General features: G+C 52.7%; 16 protein-coding genes. 1 reads left to right on the top strand and 15 read right to left on the bottom strand.

The annotated features are described in order from the left end of the window. Nucleotides 1-82: 82 nt before the first annotated feature. The 15 genes from B7E11_RS15095 to galU all read right to left on the bottom strand — a co-directional run bounded on the left by B7E11_RS15095 (nt 83) and on the right by galU (nt 16,296). Entirely contained in the window at nt 83-1,423 is a 1,341-nt protein-coding gene (locus tag B7E11_RS15095) for a hypothetical protein (RefSeq protein WP_080836085.1), read from the bottom strand. Between the two features lie 33 nt (nt 1,424-1,456). Then, on the bottom strand, nt 1,457-2,653 hold the full coding sequence (locus tag B7E11_RS15090) for a nucleotidyltransferase domain-containing protein (protein WP_176220772.1): 1,197 nt from the start codon (nt 2,651-2,653) through the stop codon (nt 1,457-1,459). Nucleotides 2,654-2,856: 203 nt separating this feature from the next. Beyond that, a complete protein-coding gene (locus B7E11_RS15085; RefSeq protein WP_080836081.1) occupies nt 2,857-4,269 on the bottom strand; it encodes a UDP-glucose dehydrogenase family protein in 1,413 nt (470 codons plus the stop codon). Between the two features lie 29 nt (nt 4,270-4,298). Next, complete coding sequence (locus B7E11_RS15080; protein ID WP_080836080.1) at nt 4,299-5,264, bottom strand: UDP-glucuronic acid decarboxylase family protein; 966 nt, start codon at nt 5,262-5,264, stop codon at nt 4,299-4,301. 18 nt (nt 5,265-5,282) lie between these two features. Then, a complete protein-coding gene (locus B7E11_RS15075) occupies nt 5,283-6,089 on the bottom strand; it encodes a WecB/TagA/CpsF family glycosyltransferase (RefSeq protein ID WP_080836078.1) in 807 nt (268 codons plus the stop codon). Next, nucleotides 6,086-7,165, bottom strand: a complete 1,080-nt coding sequence (locus tag B7E11_RS15070) for an NAD-dependent epimerase/dehydratase family protein (protein WP_080836077.1) — start codon at nt 7,163-7,165, stop codon at nt 6,086-6,088. Before B7E11_RS15070 ends, B7E11_RS15075 begins: the two co-directional genes overlap by 4 nt. Nucleotides 7,166-7,182: 17 nt before the next feature. Continuing rightward, a complete protein-coding gene (locus tag B7E11_RS15065) occupies nt 7,183-8,376 on the bottom strand; it encodes a glycosyltransferase family 4 protein (protein WP_080836075.1) in 1,194 nt (397 codons plus the stop codon). After that, nucleotides 8,366-9,340 (bottom strand): NAD-dependent epimerase/dehydratase family protein, encoded by a 975-nt coding sequence (locus B7E11_RS15060; RefSeq protein ID WP_080836074.1) that lies wholly within the window; start codon nt 9,338-9,340, stop codon nt 8,366-8,368. The genes B7E11_RS15065 and B7E11_RS15060 overlap by 11 nt, the downstream gene beginning before the upstream one ends. 68 nt (nt 9,341-9,408) lie before the next feature. Beyond that, nucleotides 9,409-10,059: a sugar transferase gene (locus B7E11_RS15055; protein ID WP_080836073.1), complete on the bottom strand. Its 651-nt coding sequence runs from the start codon at nt 10,057-10,059 to the stop codon at nt 9,409-9,411. Nucleotides 10,060-10,089: 30 nt separating this feature from the next. Further along, a complete protein-coding gene (locus tag B7E11_RS15050; RefSeq protein ID WP_080836071.1) occupies nt 10,090-11,331 on the bottom strand; it encodes a glycosyltransferase in 1,242 nt (413 codons plus the stop codon). Then, the gene (locus B7E11_RS15045) at nt 11,315-12,583 is read right to left on the bottom strand and encodes an oligosaccharide flippase family protein (protein ID WP_080836070.1); all 1,269 of its coding nucleotides are present in this window, start codon (nt 12,581-12,583) and stop codon (nt 11,315-11,317) included. The genes B7E11_RS15050 and B7E11_RS15045 overlap by 17 nt, the downstream gene beginning before the upstream one ends. Next, on the bottom strand, nt 12,580-13,608 hold the full coding sequence (locus B7E11_RS15040) for a mannose-1-phosphate guanylyltransferase (protein ID WP_080836068.1): 1,029 nt from the start codon (nt 13,606-13,608) through the stop codon (nt 12,580-12,582). Before B7E11_RS15040 ends, B7E11_RS15045 begins: the two co-directional genes overlap by 4 nt. A 255-nt stretch (nt 13,609-13,863) precedes the next feature. Next, the gene (locus B7E11_RS15035; RefSeq protein ID WP_080836067.1) at nt 13,864-14,520 is read right to left on the bottom strand and encodes a CpsD/CapB family tyrosine-protein kinase; all 657 of its coding nucleotides are present in this window, start codon (nt 14,518-14,520) and stop codon (nt 13,864-13,866) included. Then, entirely contained in the window at nt 14,501-15,262 is a 762-nt protein-coding gene (locus tag B7E11_RS15030; RefSeq protein WP_080836065.1) for a YveK family protein, read from the bottom strand. Before B7E11_RS15030 ends, B7E11_RS15035 begins: the two co-directional genes overlap by 20 nt. A 125-nt stretch (nt 15,263-15,387) precedes the next feature. Continuing rightward, nucleotides 15,388-16,296 carry a UTP--glucose-1-phosphate uridylyltransferase GalU gene (gene galU / locus B7E11_RS15025; protein ID WP_080836063.1) on the bottom strand — a complete coding sequence of 303 codons (909 nt, stop codon included), beginning with the start codon at nt 16,294-16,296 and terminating at the stop codon, nt 15,388-15,390. Nucleotides 16,297-16,587: 291 nt separating this feature from the next. Here galU and B7E11_RS15020 point away from each other — a divergent pair, with 291 nt between their 5' ends. Beyond that, nucleotides 16,588-18,540, top strand: a complete 1,953-nt coding sequence (locus B7E11_RS15020; protein WP_080836061.1) for an asparagine synthase-related protein — start codon at nt 16,588-16,590, stop codon at nt 18,538-18,540. The last annotated feature ends 2 nt before the right edge of the window (nt 18,541-18,542 follow it).

The following is an 18,542-nucleotide window of genomic DNA, read 5'->3' as shown; positions in this document are numbered from 1 at the left end:
TATCATATGATACGTAATGTATCTTTGTCAAGCATGGTTTCATCATAGGCTCCGCGCATTAAATGCAGAAACCTTGCGCCCGTTACGGGGAAATCCCGGGCTGTTCGTTAGCCGCATTCTTTTTTTTCATCTGCTCGAGGTACATCAAACCGATCAGACCGACGACAAACAGCATATAGGCGGGTTCTTCCATCCATTGAAATACCGCCCCGTGAATCACGATGGTAATGACCAGGAACTTCGAATAATTATTAAAGCACAGCTTCCGATAGACGAAGAACCACATTGTGATGTAGATGATTAGTCCGAGTAGACCAAGATCGCCATATACGCCCATCCAAGAAAACAATAACGACCACATGCTAGATCCCGTTTGGGAATTGGTAATCCAGTCCGCTTGCTGAACTTCCCAAATGTAGCTCGTAGCCGGATGAATCGTAGCTCCCAGTTGGGATAGAAATCCGTAGTAATCCGGCATGATTTGCGCCAATCTTCCAACTGTGTGACCGGGACCAAGACCAAATAAGCCGTCTTTAAAGGATTGGTGGTATGAATGAATAATGTCGAATACTTGAAGCTTGGCCAGCAATCCCTGAAACGACTTATCGTAATCGGCCCAGTCCGCAAGTTGAGGGAACACCGTTTCCATCATCACCCACACAATGCCAACCAAACCGGACAGCGTGAGAAGGTAGATCATCATTCTTTTTACGCTATAGAAGTTGAAAACGGTCAATAAAGCGAGGCTGATCATAAATACAACCAGCGTTTGCTTATTGTCGACAAATGCCGTTACGAGCAGTTGAACGAGAATGAAGCCGGCTTTGAGTTTGATGGACTTTATGTGGGTAAGCGCATAAATGATGCTCGATAATGCAATGGCTCCGGCCACGTGGTGCCCTGCGCCCATGTTAAGAAATACGCCTTTCACATCGTCTTTTCTGAGGCCGAGCGCAAAGTATTCGACAAATGCGAATGCGGCGTTGATCAAGGCAAAGACAAAGAAGAATTGTCTTAGGCTGCTGATATGATGTTCGGACCACTCTCGATTGACCATGATATACAACAGAACAAACGGCTGAGATAACATGACGAATTCGAGAACGAAGTTTATGGCTCCCGCTCCTGAGTTTACGGCGCTAAGCGCAATCGATCCGGACAGTAAAAAAAGCATCATGTAAATCGGATACGCCGCTTTCGTTTGGATATTCAATAATACGAACGTAGCGATGATAGCGAAAAACGCATAATGCACGAAGTTGAATACGCCCGGAACCCCTACGGCCGTTACGATACGAGAATAGAACGCAAGGATTAACGAAAACATAAGGATTCGAACGTAAGTATCGCTCGTGTGCAAAGTCTGGTTGTCATTCATCGTCATGTAATGCAGCCGTGTCGATGCAGGATTCATATTCATCATCATTTTTCTCCCCGCATGAATGAATGAAAAGAGTCACTTTGTCGGTTGCTCTCTCGCTTTTTGGAAAAACGTTCGTTTCATCCATCGCAAAACCCAAAGAAACGGACGCAAGGGAAAGTAAAGAAAATGGAGTTTTCGCGGCAAAGGCAGCGTCAGGGCATCCTGATAGCTGGGATAGAGCAGTCTTCTGACGTACGCTGCCTTATGCCGGTTCGACAGCAATCGATACCAGTATCGATTGAATTCCTTGGACGAGCCTTCCGCCGCTGGCTCATTTATGAAAAAGAGCGCCTCCTGGGCCAATCGCCGGGAATGCCGTTTCGACATCATGCTCCTCATTTCCCTGACCGGGGAACCGAGCAACCCGGACGCCAGCAGCAAAGCCTGGCCGCCCAAATGCCGGCAATGATACTTTTTAAATAGCGCTTCGGTCCTGCTCCAGGCCAAACCGAGATGAATCATCCGGTCGATATCCACCAGCCAGCGCAGCCGAAACCAGGCATGCTTTGCTCCGTGAGCCACCAAATAAAAAAACAAGTCCTCTTTCCCGAGCGTGTAGACGGGATAGTTCGAAAATTGCTGCTTGTTTTTCCGTTCCCATAGTTCATCGAAAGAAGGTTCTTTTCCGAAATTCGCGTACAGTCTCCAATGAAGTTCGATTTGAATGCCCTTTTCAGAATGGATATAAGAGTCGTTTCTCCTTTTGATTTTCCATTCGTTCAATATCCGGGGGCCTTCCCCGAATCTTACGTAACCCGATTGAAGCAGGAGAGACTCCGCTTTTTCAAAGTCCTCCAGAGGAACCAGGATATCCAGGTCTTTGGAATTTCGAAAAGAGATGTCCCCATGGAGCAACTGCGCCAATGCAGGCCCCTTTAACGACAGAGCTCTTACCCGGTTGTTTTCGAACAATTCATTCACTCGGTCCAGTTCGGCCGTTAAATAAAGCATTTGCAGCGTATTGGAAACGCACAAGCGATGGATTTCTTCCGAAACTTGCTTCGGGACGATTGTTCGGTTTACGGATTGGAGGATGTGGCGAATGGAGGGGTAAACCCGATGAAATTCCACGAGTTTGAGAAAGAGGAACCAGTCTGTTCCGTCGTCGATTTTTTGAGCAACGCGCTCCAATCTTTCCGGTCGATTCGATAATTCCAGCATTGCTACCAACAAATGAAGCTCTTTGGAAAACGAACCGAGGTCCAGTCCTGATTCAATAGAACTACTCACCGCTATCTTCCTCCTCAGCCGATAGCCCGTACGTTTGAATGCCGTGAACATCGAGATGCCTTCTCCGGCTTCCGGAATCGTTCACTTGAATGCCTCCATCCCTCCCAACAATACCTTGCAACTGTTGGATCTCATGATTGCCGAAAAAAAGTCTAAGGAACGGGCAGACAATGCCTTCATTCCCTAGACTTTGCGGCTTCGGCTCAAACCGCAACGGTTTTATCCGCCCTGCTTTCCTGTTTGGAGGAGCCGACTCCCAATCCTTCGGCATCAAAGCCGATCTCGCGCAAATACGAATGGTCGAGGAAGTTCCGGGTATCGAGTAGATACGGGGTACGAACCTTGTTGAACATTTCCTTCCAATCCAAGTCCGCATACTCCTGCCAATGCGTCAGCAGCACGAGCCCGTCGACCTGTTCCGCCACTTCGAGGGGATCGTCGCAATAGGCGATATCCAGTTCCGGATTCAACGCGCGGAACATCGTCATTCCTTGCGGATCGTGAACTTTGATCCGGGCCCCGACTTCGGCGAATTCGCGGATGATGACGGAGGCCTGGGTATTTCTCGCGTCATCCGTGTTCGGTTTGAACGTAAGGCCGAGAATGCCGATCGTTTTGCCGTTCAGCGACTTCAACCGGCGCTTGATTTTGTCGGCCACGAAGTTGTGCATTTGAAGATTGGATTGCACCGCGGCCTCAATGACGCCCAGTTCGCAACCGTATTTCCGGCTCGTCGCCAACAGCTCGGCCGTATCCTTCGGGAAGCAGCTTCCGCTCCAGCCGCTGGAGACCTGCAGAAATTTGTTGCCGATCCGGGAATCGAGTCCCATTCCTTTGGACACGGCCGTCACGTCGGCTCCCAAAACCTCGCACAGCCGGGCGATTTCGTTGATATAGCTGATCTTCACGGCCAAAAACGCGTTCGATGCGTATTTGATCATTTCGGCGCTTTTGATATCCGTTTCGAAATAATCCGGCTTCTTGTTGTCGAGTTTGTAGTCGAATTGAAAATCGGCGCTTTTTTCGAAGTAATTTTCCCGTTGGACGATTCCTTGATAAAGAGCGCTCATCATCGCCCTGGCGCGTTCGTTGTCCGCCCCGATGACGATCCGGTCGGGGAAGAACACGTCCTCCAGGGCGTACCCTTCGCGCAAAAATTCGGGGTTGCTGACGACGGCAAAATGCTCGTTCGGAATCAGGCCGGAATTCTCCTCTATAATGGAGGAAACGAGATCGGCCGTGCCGACGGGAACGGTCGATTTATTGACGATGACCGTAAACCGTTCGGCATTCAAATGCTTGCCGATCCCCTGCGCCGCCAGCTTGATATATTTCAGATCGGCCGTGCCGTCCGGCTTCGAAGGCGTGCCGACGCCAATGAAAACAACATCCGCCTCGCGCACGACCTCGTAATGATCGACCGCGAAAAGCGTATTGCCGATGTAGGAAGAGATCAATTCGTCCAACCCCGGCTCGTAGATCGGGCTTTTCCCCGAATTGATGAGCTCCACCTTTTTCCTGTCGATATCGATCACGGTCGTCCTGTGCCCAAGCGTTGCAAATGCGGCGCCCGTGACGCTCCCCACATAACCCGAACCGATGCATACGATATTCATGATAAGCCTCCTTATTTTTCTTTTGAAATTTAAACGTCAGCGGCCAGCAATTGCTCCCTGTATACGGAAATCGTCCGCTTCAGCCCTTCTTCCAGATCGATTTCGGGTTCCCAGTTCAACAGGCGTCTTGCTTTCTCGATGACCGGACGGCGGACCTTCGGGTCGTCCTTCGGAAGATCGTGAAACGTGATCCGGCTGGACGATTCGGCCAACCGCTTCACCGTTTGCGCCACTTCCAGAATGGTGTACTCTACGGGGTTGCCGACGTTGATGATTTCTCCGGTCGCCTGATCGGCATCCATGGCAAGCCGGAAGGCGCGAAGCGTGTCGTCCACATAGCAGAAGGAACGGGTCTGGCTGCCGTCGCCGTAGACCGTAATGTCCTGGCCGGTCAAAGCCTGGGTGACAAAGTTCGAGATGACCCTTCCGTCGTCGTTCCGGAGGCCGGCGGAGTACGTATTGAAAATGCGCACCACCTTGGTGCTCACGCCGTAGAGCCGGTTGTACTCGTAGCAATAGACCTCGCCCAGCCTTTTCGCTTCGTCGTAGCAGGCCCGGGGCCCCCACGTATTCACGTTTCCCCGATAGTCCTCCGGTTGGGGATGAACCTCGGGATCCCCGTAAGCCTCGCTGGTGCTGGCATATAAAATTTTGGCGCCGGTCCGTTTGGCCAATTCCAGCATATTTTGCGTTCCGATCGTGTTGACGCTGATCGTTTCCAACGAGGATGCCTGGTAAAACCGCGGAGAAGCGGGAGAGGCGAGATGGTAAATTTCCTCGACGTCCTGCAGCTCGGGCAAATCGAGCGTTTCGCGCCGGGACACGTCGGATTCGATAAACGAGAAGGCCGGATGACCGATCAGACCGTCCAGATTTTTGGATTTGCCCGTCGACAAATTGTCCATGCCGACGACCCGATCCCCTGCTTCGACAAGCGATTTGGCCAAATGGGAGCCCAGGAATCCCGCTGCGCCCGTAATCAATATTTTTTTCATTCGCTTTCTCCCTCCATATCATCCATAGGATTCTTCCGGCTCGTCTCCGGTCGGGCCTAACGCGGATATTCGCAAAATTCCCGTCCACTGGCCGAACAACGTCAACAAATACAACGGATTTAAATATAAATATCGTTTCCAAAGCCTTTTGGGCTCCTGGGTCAACCGGTAAAACCATTCGAGCCCTCTGCGCTGCATCCAGCCCGGAGCCTGCTTCAACGTGCCGGCATGAAAGTCGAAGGCGGCTCCCACGGCGAGAAGCGGCATGTTCAGCAGCTTCCGGTATTCGTATGCCCACACTTCCTGCCTCGGACAGCCCAATCCGACGAAGACGATTTTGGCGCCGCTCGCGATAATTCGGGCCGCGACCTCCCGTTTTTCGATTTCGTTCAGCCTTCTGAATTTGGACGGTTCCATCCCCGCAATGATCAGATCGGGGAATTTCTTTTTCAGGTTCGCGCTGAAGCTTTGCAGCGTTTCCAGCTTGCTGCCGTACAGATAGACCGGAAGCTTATGCCTCGCTGCGGCCTCCGCCACTTTTAACGTCAGGTCGGGACCGTAAACCCGCTCTTTCAGATTGGTCCGGTAGAGCAGATTCAGTCCCCATCTGACCGGCTGGCCGTCGGGAAGCACGAGATCGAGGCCGTTCAGCCTGCGCCGGTGAACGGGATCCAGGCGTCCGGTCATGACGCCGTGCACCGCAAGAGCCGAAACTGCAAAGGGGACGCCGCGTTCGGCCGCCGAAACGATTTTCTTGACGGCTCCTTCGTAATCCGCGGCATTGATGTTCACTCCGCCGATCGGGTATTTGCCTTTGTCGATCATACCGTGACTCTCCAGCGCTCTTTGTTTTCTTCGAAGATGCCTTCGATGATCAGCCGAATATGGTTGAACTGCTGCTTCCATTCCGGGTAGTGCGATTGAAACTTCGTCAAGTCCGAAACGTACCATTGGTGGTCGCCCGCGCGGGCCGTGTCCACGTACTGGTAGCTCAGCTTTCTTCCGCTGATTTCTTCGGTCAATTGAATCGCTTCGAGCATCGACACGTTCGACGCGATTCCTCCGCCCAGATTGTAAACTTCCCCGCCGCGGCGCGGCCGTTCGAAGAAAGCATGGAAGGCCGAAATCACGTCGCTGGAATGGATGACATCGCGCACTTGCTTGCCTTTATAGCCGAAGATCGTATAAGGCGTGCCGGTCATGACGCATTTGACCAAATAATTGATGAAGCCGTGAAGCTGAACCCCCGATTGCTTCGAGCCGCTAAGCACGCCGCCCCGGAAGCAAACGGTCTTCATATTGAAATACCGGCCGTATTCCTGCACCAGCACGTCGGCCGCGAGCTTGGAGGCGCCGAACAGGGAGTGCATGCTTTGATCGACGCTCATTTCCTCGGAAATGCCGTTCTCGAACGGGTGGCCGGCCGCCACTTCCCAGCGCGTATCGCTTTCGACGAGGGGCAGCGTATTCGGCCGGTCTCCGTACACCTTGTTCGTGGACGTAAAGATGAATACGGCCTCGGGGCAATGCTGCCTCGTCGCTTCGAGCAGGTTCAGCGTGCCGTTCGCATTCACCCCGAAATCCGTGAACGGATCGCGGGCGGCCCAATCGTGGGAGGGTTGGGCGGCGGTGTGAATAATGAGGGAAATATCGCTTCCGTACTTCGCAAAAAGCTCGTTGACGCCTTCCTGATTGCGGATATCGATATTGTAGTGCTCGTATTTGGAGCCGAGGGTTGCCTCCAGCCGCTGCCGGTTCCACACGGTCGAGCCTTCCGCGCCGAAAAACGTTTCCCGCATGTTGTTGTCGATTCCGATGACCTTGTACCCCGCGTTCGTGTAAAACTCCGTCGCTTCCGAGCCGATCAGGCCGGCCGATCCCGTAATGATGACGATGGACATGATGGTTCTCCTCCTGTTTATTGGCTTTTTTTAAGTTTTTTCGGGTAATGGGTCAAAACGCGATCGTAAATGTTCATGAGCAGGTCGTAATGCCGCTCCGCCGTATACTTGTCTTCAAATTCCTTTCGGGCATTTGTTCGCATTCGTCGCAGCTTTTCCTCGTCGCTCAGCAGCGCGTCAATTTTCACGGCCAAATCCGAAGCGTTTCCCGGCTCGAAGTAGCTTCCCGTCACCCCGTCGCGGACGATGCTCTCCATCGCTCCCAATTTCGAAGCCACGACCGGAGTGCCTTTCGCGTAGGCTTCGATGATCGTCCTCGGCAGCCCCTCGTACCAAACGGACGGAAAAACGAGCAGCCTTGCCTCCCCCATCAAATCGTAAACTTCTTCGATCGATTTGGAGCCGACATACTCGATATTCGGATTCGTTTCGGCCGCCTGAAGCGCTAGTTCGGTGAGCGGCCCGTCGCCGGCGATTTTTAACCGGATCGGGTTCTTCAGCAGCTTCCATGCGGCCAGCAGCGTATCGATTCCTTTTTCCGGGGACAATCTGCCGACGTACAATACATAGTCGCCTTCGCCGCTTCCCTCGCCCGGATCGGGCACGAAATTCGGCTTCACCGCAATCCGGTCGGATGGAATGCCCCCTTGGATCAGCTTGTCGCGGGCGAATTCCGTCAACGCCACGTACATATCCACTTTGTCCCGCCAGGTTCCCAAAGCGCGGTGCGTCGTCAACATCGCCGCGATCGTCGCGCTTCCCGCCAGGCTTTCCTTGTAGCATTTGTTTTTGACGCCCGGCCACGGCACGAACTTCCCCATGCAATCCTCGCAAACCCGGCCTTCGCGGAAAAACAGCGCGTTGGGGCATAGCAGCCGGTAGTTCCTGATGTTCTGGATGACCGGAACGCCCATTTCGTTGGCAACGTAATAGATGGAAGGCGAGATGAGGGGAAACGTGTTCTCGCATTCGATCAGATCGATCCGCTGTTCGGTCAGCAATTTTTTGAAATATTTGGAGGTTTCTTTCGACCAGATCGTTTTCGCGGCCGTGCGGATTTTTCCCAGCTGCTCGATTCTCGTATTCGATTCCGTATGAATGACGACGTGGTGCCCCTTATCCTTCAAAAGCTTGTTCTTGGCGGCGAACGAGCCGTCCTCTCCCCCCCGAATCAAATACGTATTGTGAATCGACAAAATCTTAAGGGGCATAATTGACCACTCCGTGCTTTTCGACGTACCACTCGACGAATTTGGCGATTCCGTCCTTGATGTTCGTGCGGGGAGCGTAATGAAGCAGACGGGAGGCTTTGCCGATGTCCGCATACGTTTGGGGAACGTCTCCTAACTGATGGTCATGCTGCTCGATCAACGCTTTTTTTCCGCATGCTTCTTCAAGGGTGCGGATAAGCTCATTCAGGGTGACCGAATCGTTATTCCCCAGATTAATGACCTCGTATAACGATTGATCGTAATCCATGGCATGGCGAATGCCCGAAACGATGTCCTCGATGTAGGTGTAATCCCGACGGGTTTCTCCGTTGCCGAACTTCGGAATCGGTCTGCCTTCGAACAAGCAGCGCGTAAATTTATGTATGGCCAGATCGGGGCGCTGTCTCGGACCGTAAACGGTAAAGAAACGCAGGGCAACGAACCGGATGTTATACAGAGAGCTGTAGACATGGCCCAGCAGTTCGCCGCTTACCTTCGTGCTTGCGTAAGGACTGATCGGGTTCAGGACATCATCGTCCTCGCGCCAGGGGACGTTCGGATTCACGCCGTACACGCTGCTCGACGATCCGAAGACGAACTGGGGAACTCCCCGCGTCCTGGCCCACTCGAGAAGCCGCTGCGTCCCTTCGACGTTCGTCCGGTAATAGCCGACCGGATCTTCGATGCTCGGACGGACGCCTGCTTTTGCCGCCAAGTGAACGATAACGTCGTAAGGGGCGTCCAGCTCGCTGCCGATTTGATCCAGCTGCAACAAATCGCCTCTCACGAATCGGAAATTTTCGTGCTTCAGCGCCTTCTCCATATTGCTCTCTTTAATGGACGAATCGTAGAACGGATCCCAATTGTCGAGGCAAGTGACCTCCCAGCCGCCTTCGTCCAGCAAGGCTTCAATCAAATGACTCCCGATAAACCCGCTGCCTCCCGTAATAAGCGCTCTTTTCAAATCGATACGCCTCCTCTAGGCTTGATTTTATTGGTCTTTCAGCACGCCTCCGTGCGCAGGAGCAGCTATTAATAGGTATTGCTTTTAAAAATAACCTTGACGGTTCGAAAAATGATTTTCAGGTCCATTGCGAAAGAGATTTGATCGATATAATAAAAATCATGATGCAAATTTTCGTGGATCGGCTTTTTCCGGTCCTCGCTCGTCTGCCAAAGCCCCGTTATCCCGGGCTTGACCAGAAAGCGATAGTAATCCTGATTCGAAAAATGGGCCTCGACGATCGATCTCTGCTCCGGACGCGGGCCGATAAAGCTCATGTTTCCCTTCAAAATGTTGAAAAGCTGCGGCAGCTCGTCAAGACTTGTTTTCCGGAGGAACCGGCCGACTCTCGTGATCCGCGGGTCGTTCCCCCTTTCCGGAGAACGCCCCTGCATGGGGACGTCGGCATACATCGTCCGAAACTTATAAATCGTAAACACTTTTCCTCCGGCGCCGATCCGCTCTTGCCTGAAAATTCCGTTCCCCTTCGAATCAAGCCGGATAAGCACATAGATGAGCGCTAGCAGCGGGGAAAGAACGACGATGAGCACAAAGCCGAGTACTCTATCCAAAGCGGGCTTGACGATTTTACAGTACGTTTTATTCGTCGGATGAATCCTTGGCAGCTCGAGAGGCAGATCCGAGGGATGCAACGGGGATGAATTTTTCAAGATTTCCATTGCCGCAATTACCCTCCCTTCTAACGATGGTTAAACGACAAACGCTTTTTCGAGCTCCTCCAATTCCGAATCCTTTGCGCCTGCCGGTTCGGAAATCCGTTCCTCTCCGAGGAGCAGCCCGATTAATCGATCCAGGTCCTCGTCCTGCTTGCTGGAGACGGCTTCGTACACTTCCCTTCCTCTTCTGGCGTACGCTTCGCGAATGTCCGAATCGAACAGGACGCTGATGATTCTGTTTTTCATCTCCTCGATGCTGAACGGGTTGAAATAGATGACCCCGTCGCGGCAAACCTCGGAAATGGAGGTGATGGAGGAGGCGATCACCGGCGTTTCGTGCCGCATTCCTTCGAGCGGAGGATAGCCGAATCCTTCGTTAAGCGTCGGATAAACGAAACAGAAGGCCTGACGGTAGAAAAAATCGAGCTGTTCCGAGCTTACGTAATCCAGGAACACGAATTGCTCCGGATTTCGGATGGCTTTTTTGTACATGTCGCTATTTTTCACGCCAAGAACGACCGTTTTGACATTCGTCCGGAACGCGCCGTAAATTTCATCGAGAGCCCGAGTCGCCCTGTATCCGTTCTTCAGCCATCGGTTGCCGCTGATCAGCAAAAAATAGCCGCGCGGCTCGACGCCATACGGCGACAAATCGAAAAACTTGTCGCTTTCCTCGGTTTTTCGGGGACTGTACATGACCTTCACGTTCGAGGCGTCGAACTCGGGAAAATAGTTGATCAAGCTGTATTTCGTATGGAAGGAAGGCACGACGATTTCGAGCGGGGCTTTCGACTTCAACAGTTTCTCGATCTGTTCTTTTTTGTGCCGGACGTAAGAAGCTCCGAACAAGCTTTTCAGAACGAACTTCATTTTTTCGGAAACGCCCTGGCGATACTTGCCTTCGTAGCGGTCGGTCGGAAGCTCGATTTCTCGCAGCCCGTGAATCGTATAAATCAGTTTGACGTCCGCCCGCTCGATCTTAAGATCGTGGTACCGATAAGGCAGGGCGCTGTAAAAGACGGAATAGTTCCCCTTGTTCAGCAAGCCCGACAGTTCCTCGTTCGTGCTGAGCGCGATCAGCTCGAGACGGTTGCGTTCCACCAGGCCGCGAATTTCCTCGTCCAATTCCAATCCGCTGTCGTAAAAGCAGGCCAGGCTGCCGGCGTCGGCTTTGGCGACAAGATGCTTGAATACGATTTTCGCGTACTCCCCGCCCCCGTGAAATTTCGATTCTCCGCAAGGCTGGGTCGCGATCAGATCAAACAATAGTTTCATGCAAAATCACCCTCTCTCGATTCGACACCTTCCGCATTTTGGAGGTGATGAGCCGCAAAGCGATCCATTGCGCGACCAACCGCGCGAAGCTTGACACCACCAGGGAGTAAGCGGCTCCTTCCACCCCGTAGGCCGGCACCAAAAAAAAGCAGGAGACGATGACGGCCGCGGTCCAAATCAGGCCCAAATAGGGCTGAACGCCGAATTTTTTCGTCGCGGAAAGCCCGTAGCCCCCGAATACCGCAACGTAATCGATCAGACCCGCTACCGTGACGATGAGGAATACGGTCGAATACTGCGCATACTCCGCGGTGTACAGGAGCGCAAGGATCGTCTTGCCGGCGACCGCGGCCGCGGCAATGCCCAGAAGCCCCAACGCCAATCCCAGTCCCATCAGCTTGTACGTGAGCCGGTAAAAATGCCCGAACTCCTTATCGTCCAGGCTTTTCGCCAAACGAAACGTCGCCGCCTGCCCTAAAGCGGAAACGACCGTGCTGCCCGCAACCAGAAGGTAGGAAACAGCGGTAAACAGCCCCAATTGCTCGACTCCGACCGAACGCTCGATGAAAAATCGGGGTATATTCGTGTTCAGCGAAGTCAGCATAAACACGATTCCCAGCGGCAAGCAGATTTTTACGACCCGGAGGCACTCTTTCCACCGAATTCGGGGAAATACGGCCTCGTAGCGTTTCGTTTTCGGCAGATCGTAAATGAACAGGGAGATCAGCCAGGAAACCATCCATCCGAACGCGGCCCACACGAGACTGCCGCTCGTTTGCAGGATCGCGGCGAATACCGGAATCGCGATCGTGCCCTTGATGATTTTCGAGATGGCCAGCGCTCTCATGTTCTCATGCTTTTGAAAGACGCCATGACTTACGTCGCTTGCGCTTTCCACCGCTTTGGCCAACAAGACGAACCCGAGGACCATTGCCGTTTCGGAATCGTAGCCGAACGCGAACACGGCGATAAGCGCCAGCAGAACGGAAACGACGATCGTAAGCAAACGAAGGCCCATCAAGTCCCGGAACAGATATTGATTCTGCGTATCGGTCGCTTGAACGACCCGAAGCTGGAGGTTGGTCAGCGTCATGATCGGCGTGACGATGGCAAGGCAGATCGAAAATTGACCGACCATCGCGGCGGACCCGAACTTGGCGATAACGACCAGAAGCAGCCATTGCGCTGCGGCGAAATACACATTTCCGATCAAGCTCCAGGACAAGCTTCGCCGCAAAGAGCCGAACTTCATGTAACGACCTCGGCCGCCCGCAGTTTCAATTGCTGAACGATGTCCTTCACTTTCTGGGACTGGCTTTTTTTGCAGATCAGCAAGAAATTGTCCTTCTCGACAATAATCAGGTCGTCCACGCCGATTAACGCCACGTTTCGATCCTTCTCCAAATAAACCAAATTTCCCGTCGAATCGATCAGCACTTCATCGGAAAACGTAATATTTCCGTTCTCGTCGGGCCTGTATTCGTCAAAAAACGAGTCGAAGCTTCCAAGGTCGTTCCACCTGACATCCATCGGCACGACGGAAACCCGTCTCGAACGTTCCATGACCCCGTAATCGATCGAAATGCCTGGCGTGTTTTCGTATTTTTGCTGAACGGACGGGAGGAGAAACGCATCGTAAACGTCGGGACAATGTTCCTTGAGCTCCTCCAAAAAAACGCCGGTTTGAAACGCGAAGATTCCGCTGTTCCATAGACAGCCTTCCAGGATCAGCTCCGCCGCCAGCGCTTCGGACGGCTTCTCCTTGAATTCCTCCACGCGGAATCCGATGAAATCGGGGTCTCCCGGCTTTATGTATCCATACCCGGAATGGGGCTTGCTTGGCTTGATTCCGTAAATGACCAGCCGTTGATCAGTGAGCGGCAGGGACAATTCGATTCTATCCGCGAATTTCCGATCGTCCTCGATAATGTGATCCGAGGGGAGGACCAGGGCCAATTGATTTCCTTTCGCGTGAATGTGCTGCGCAGCATAAGCGATCGCGGGCAACGTGTTTTTGCTCGATGGCTCGACCAGGACGTTCGGGGCCGGGATCCGGAACCCCATTTGCTCGATTTGCTGGTGTACGATTCCCGCATACGAGCGGTTTGTCACGACGTATACATTTTCAAGCGGGGCAAGCTTCAGACAGCGGTCAACCGTCATTTGGAAAATCGTTTTCGGCATACCCTTCAATTTCACGAATTGTTTCGGGAAGTCGGAATGGCTTAACGGCCAAAGCCTCGTTCCGCTTCCTCCGGCTAGCAGGATGATGTTCATCTGTATCCACTCCGTAATTTTTATAAAAAGCCTGACCTTTGTCTCCCTATCCTTGCAATAGAGCGGCAAAGGTCAAGCTTTCCCAAAGAAAGGGATAATCGGGGCATTTAACCCCCCCTCACGTCATACCCTCGACGATAAACGTCTAAGGTCCGATGAACCCACAGCATGACCGAGTACCTGCAGTGATAAAGGAGGCAGCAGGCTTTCCCTGATGGCCGCTTCCGCCATCCGCGTTCGCGAGAACCTAGCAAGCTATAAAATTTTTGAATATTTCGTCTTATTCAAAACCACGCCCAGTACGCGGGCATTCGCATGCTCAAGGGACTGCCTTACTTTTTTGAGCAATGCTTTTTTGGTCTTGCCTTGGCTTGCGACGATAAACACGCCGTCGCATAACGAACAGATTTTCAGGCCGTCGGTAACCGTCAGCAGCGGCGGCGAGTCGAACAGGACGATATCGAAGTGTTGCTTGATGTCCGAAATGAGGTCCGGCAAATATTCTGAAGCGAGCAGATCGGATGGATGCAAAGGCGTGATACCGGAAGTCATGACGGATAGCCTGGGGATTTGGGTTGCCTGAATAACCGACTTCCATCCCTTTTCGTTCAATAACGCGTTCGTCAGACCGGATACATTGGAAAGCGAAAACAGGTGATGCAGGGACGGGTCTCTTATATCCCCGTCGATCAGAAGCGTTTTTTTCCCTTCTTGCGCATAGGCGACAGCCAGATTGGCAATCGTGGTCGACTTCCCGTCGCCGTTGCCGGGCGAAGTTACCATGATCGTTTTGACGGGATCCTCGCCGGATGCAAACTGGATATTCATTCGAAGAGCCCGATAAGCCTCGGATAAAGATGAGCTTGGGTTGCGGTGCACGATCAGTTTCGAATTAGCGGTTTGCGGCGGCATATGTCTGTTCACCTGCTTTGTGAGATGGTTGGGAAGGGAAATTGTTGCTCCTGCGAGGCTTCAAGTCCTTGCTGCGAATCACTTGAATGACGGACAAAGTCGGATAACCGACCGTTTTTTCGATATCGGCTTCCATTTTCACCGTATCGTCCAGGTAATTGCGCAAAATGACAAAACCGATAGATATCATGCACGATAGAAGGAACGCCAGCACAACATTAAGCATCGGATTTGAAGCCAAATTGACGGGAGGAGCGTTCGGATCCGCCGGAGTGAGAATCGTTACGTTATCCAGCTTCATAATATTCGGAATTTCGCGGCGGAACGTTTCGGCCACCTCGTTGGTCAACCTGACGGCCGTTTGGTAATTCTCGTTGTAGACCGTCACCGTCATGATTTGCGAGTCTTCCGACGAGCCGGCCGCTACGGATCCCATCAGCTGCTTGCCGGTCATGTTCAAATCCGGATTGGCTTCGGCAACCTTGTTCAGGATGGCCTCGGACAAGATGATTTCTTTGTACGAGTTGATTAGCCGAATGTTCGTGTTGATCGAGTTAATGTCGATCGAAGTGGTACCGTTGTTGGGATTGGCATAGTTAATAAGTAGTTTTGCAGAAGCCCGGTAGTATGGCGAAGCATTGTTGTAACTGTATAACGCGGTAGCAAGACATGAGATGATGACGACGAGTGCGATTAGCCACAGGTGTTTTCTGAGTAAGGCAAGTACTTCCTTTAATTCCATTCCTAATCCTCCGCTCGAAAAAAAGATTCAGCAATCTCGGCAGTTTTTTGTTACAATAAGGAACATTTCGGAGCTAGTTATAAGATTATGATACAATTTGTAACTTGTCAACTGCTTTGCCGATCTTATCTTTCGTTTTTTTGAGAAACGAGCAGCGGCTCCGCTCTTTCGCGTTCAATGATTTCTTCCAGAGCTGTAAGCAGCGGATGACGGAGCTCGTGATTTTTAATCGCGAAATCCAGCGTCGTTAAAATGAATCCCAGCTTTTCGCCGACGTCGTACCGCTTTCCTTCGAATTCATAGGCGTATACCCCCTGGTCCTGGTTCAGCCTTTCGATCGCGTCCGTCAGCTGAATTTCGCCGCCCGCTCCGATTTCATGCTTTTCAAGGTAATGAAAAATATCCGGCGTCAATACGTAGCGGCCGAGAATGGCCAAATTCGACGGCGCTTTTCCTCTCGCCGGCTTTTCTACGAATTTGTTCACCTGATAGAGTCGGCCGTTGGCAAGCAACGGGTCGACGATCCCGTACCGATAGGTCTCTTCGATCGGCACGGACTGAACGCCGATAACGGATTGCTGGAGCCGCTCGAATTGATCGACCAATTGCCGGATGCACGGAGTTTCGGCCTCTACGATGTCGTCGCCGAGCAAAACGGCAAACGGTTCGTCGCCGATGAATTTGCGGGCGCACCAAATGGCATGGCCCAATCCTTTCGCTTCTTTTTGACGTATGTAATGGATCTCGACCTTGGAGGACTTGATCACTTCGCCAAGCAAATCGACTTTTCCCTTTTGCATCAGCATTTGCTCGAGCTCGAACGCGTTGTCGAAATGATCCTCGATGGCCCTCTTGCCTTTTCCCGTGACGATAATGATATCCTCGATGCCGGAATTGATCGCTTCTTCGACAATGTATTGAATAGTCGGCTTGTTGACGATCGGAAGCATTTCTTTCGGCATCGCTTTGGTCGCGGGCAGAAACCGGGTTCCCATTCCAGCGGCGGGTATAATCGCTTTTCGAACTGTTCTCATCCTCATCCATCCTTTTTATTGAAGTGGCATGATACAATTCGTATCACTTTTATACGTTCACAATACGATGTGTATTCGCTTACTGTCAATGCCTTTTTTCATTTCTTTTTTCATAAACTTTCGGCTTCCGCGCTGGAAAAGGATTGTAAGGGTTTACAGCATATTCCGTAAACTTTATCTGAAACATATTGTATCTTTTTCTGTAAAAAATGATACGTACCGTTGCATATTGTTTGATTTTCTGTATAATTTAATCCATGAGTAATGTCGGACTCTGTTCGAGGAGGCATCATGAGTTTAATTGCCGGTGTCGTAAAAACGGACCAAGCTGTCGATTTTCCGGCAGATGACGGACTTCGCCTCATGCAGGCGATGCGCAACTATCCCGCCGACGATTCGCGGGTCTGGCACGACCGTTTCGCGTTTCTCGGTTGCCATGCTCAGCGGGTGACTCCCGAATCGGTTCATGAAGTTTTGCCTCTATATAAAGAAGAACTCCGATTGGCCATTACGGCGGACGCCTTCCTGGACAACCGGGATGAATTGTGCGACAGGCTGCGGATCCCTTTTCCCCTTCGAAACGGAATGTCCGACAGCGAGCTGATTTTGCTGGCTTACGAAAAATGGGGAGAAGATTCCGCCAAATTTTTGCTCGGCGACTTTGCCTTCGTCATTTGGGATGCGGACAAACGCCAGCTGTTCGGCTCGCGGGATTTGACCGGCAGCCGGACGCTGTACTACGCTTTCGAACGGAAACGGGAAAAGTTCGTCTTTTGTTCCGCCGTCGCGCCGATGTTTTCCGTTCCGGGCATCGAGAGGGAGCTTGACCGCGACTGGCTGGCCGACTTTCTGGCTCTCCCTACGGCTCTCGACTCGACCGATCCCGGCTCAACCGCTTATCGGCACATCGGCCAGATCCCGCCGGGGCACTCCTTCACCCTGAGAAACGGCAGGCTCTCGCTTACCCGATACGGGTCGTTGGTATCCGAAGAACGGCTGAACCTGAGCTCCGACGGGGAATACGAGGAAGCGTTTCGCGACGTGTTCGGCAAGGCGGTTTCCGCCAGGCTTCGGACGCACAAACAGGTCGGAGCTACGCTTAGCGGGGGACTCGATTCCGGAAGCGTCGCGAGCTTCGCGGCCATGGCGCTGCGGCATGAGGGAAAGACGCTTTATACCTACAGCTCGGTGCCCGCGCCCGACTTCAAGCCGTGGACGGCTCCTCACATGGTCCCCGACGAGCGGCCGTTCATCCGGGAGACGGTCCGGCATGTCGGCAACATTCGGGACCGCTACCTGAATTGCCCCGGACGGAGCCCGTATTCGGAAATCGACGAGTGGCTTCGGATGCTGGAGATGCCGTATAAATTTTTCGAAAACTCCTTCTGGATAAAAGAAGTTTTCGAATCGGCCCGTTCGGAAGGGATCGGCGTGCTGCTGACGGGGGCCAAGGGAAACAACACCGTATCCTGGGGCTCCGCGGCGCAATACTGCGTTTTTCTGCTGAAAAAGTGGCAGTGGATTCGCTTCTATCGGCAAGCCACCCTGCTCAGCAAGCAGATGAAAATGCGCAGATCGCGGCTCTTCCCCAAGATCGGCATGCTGGCCGCTCCCTTTCCAGGCGGCTTTCCGTTCTCCGGAGCAAAGCCGGAGCGGACGTTTCCGTCCATGATTCATCCGGACTTCGCGGCGAAAACCCAAGTGTTCGAAAAGAAGGGCGAGCTGTTCGGCCGACTCGAGAACCCCAACGAGAGCATGCTGGAGGAACGGCAAAATTACTTGGGCAACCTGGCCCTGCTGAGCATGCAGGGCATGTCGGGCGCCAAGCTTTCGCTTCGCTACGGACTGTGGGAACGCGATCCGACGTCCGACCCGAGGGTCGTTCGTTTCTGCTTGTCCGTTCCGATCGAGCAGTATGTTCTGAACGGGGTCGGACGCTCGTTGATCCGCAGGGCAACCGAGCGGTACTTGCCCGACAAGATTCGGCTGAATATGCGCTTCAAAGGCGTGCAAGCGACGGACTGGGTTCACCGGATGCTGCCGAGCTGGCCGGAATTTGTCCGGGAAGCGAAGGCGATTGGCGACAGCGCGATTGCGGCCGAGTGCTTAAACGTCTCTCAAATTCGAAGCTCGCTGGTCAAACTGGAGGCGCAGCCGCCAAAGCCCGAGCTTGCCGTAGACCCCGACATGAAATTGGTCATGCGCGGCCTGATTGTGAACCGGTTTTTGAAAAGCTTCGAATAAAT

Source organism: Cohnella massiliensis, assembly GCF_900169535.1.
Classification (GTDB): domain Bacteria; phylum Bacillota; class Bacilli; order Paenibacillales; family Paenibacillaceae; genus Cohnella; species Cohnella algarum.
The sequence above is the reverse complement of the archived record's forward strand: the minus strand, read 5'-3'. Positions and strand labels throughout refer to the sequence as shown.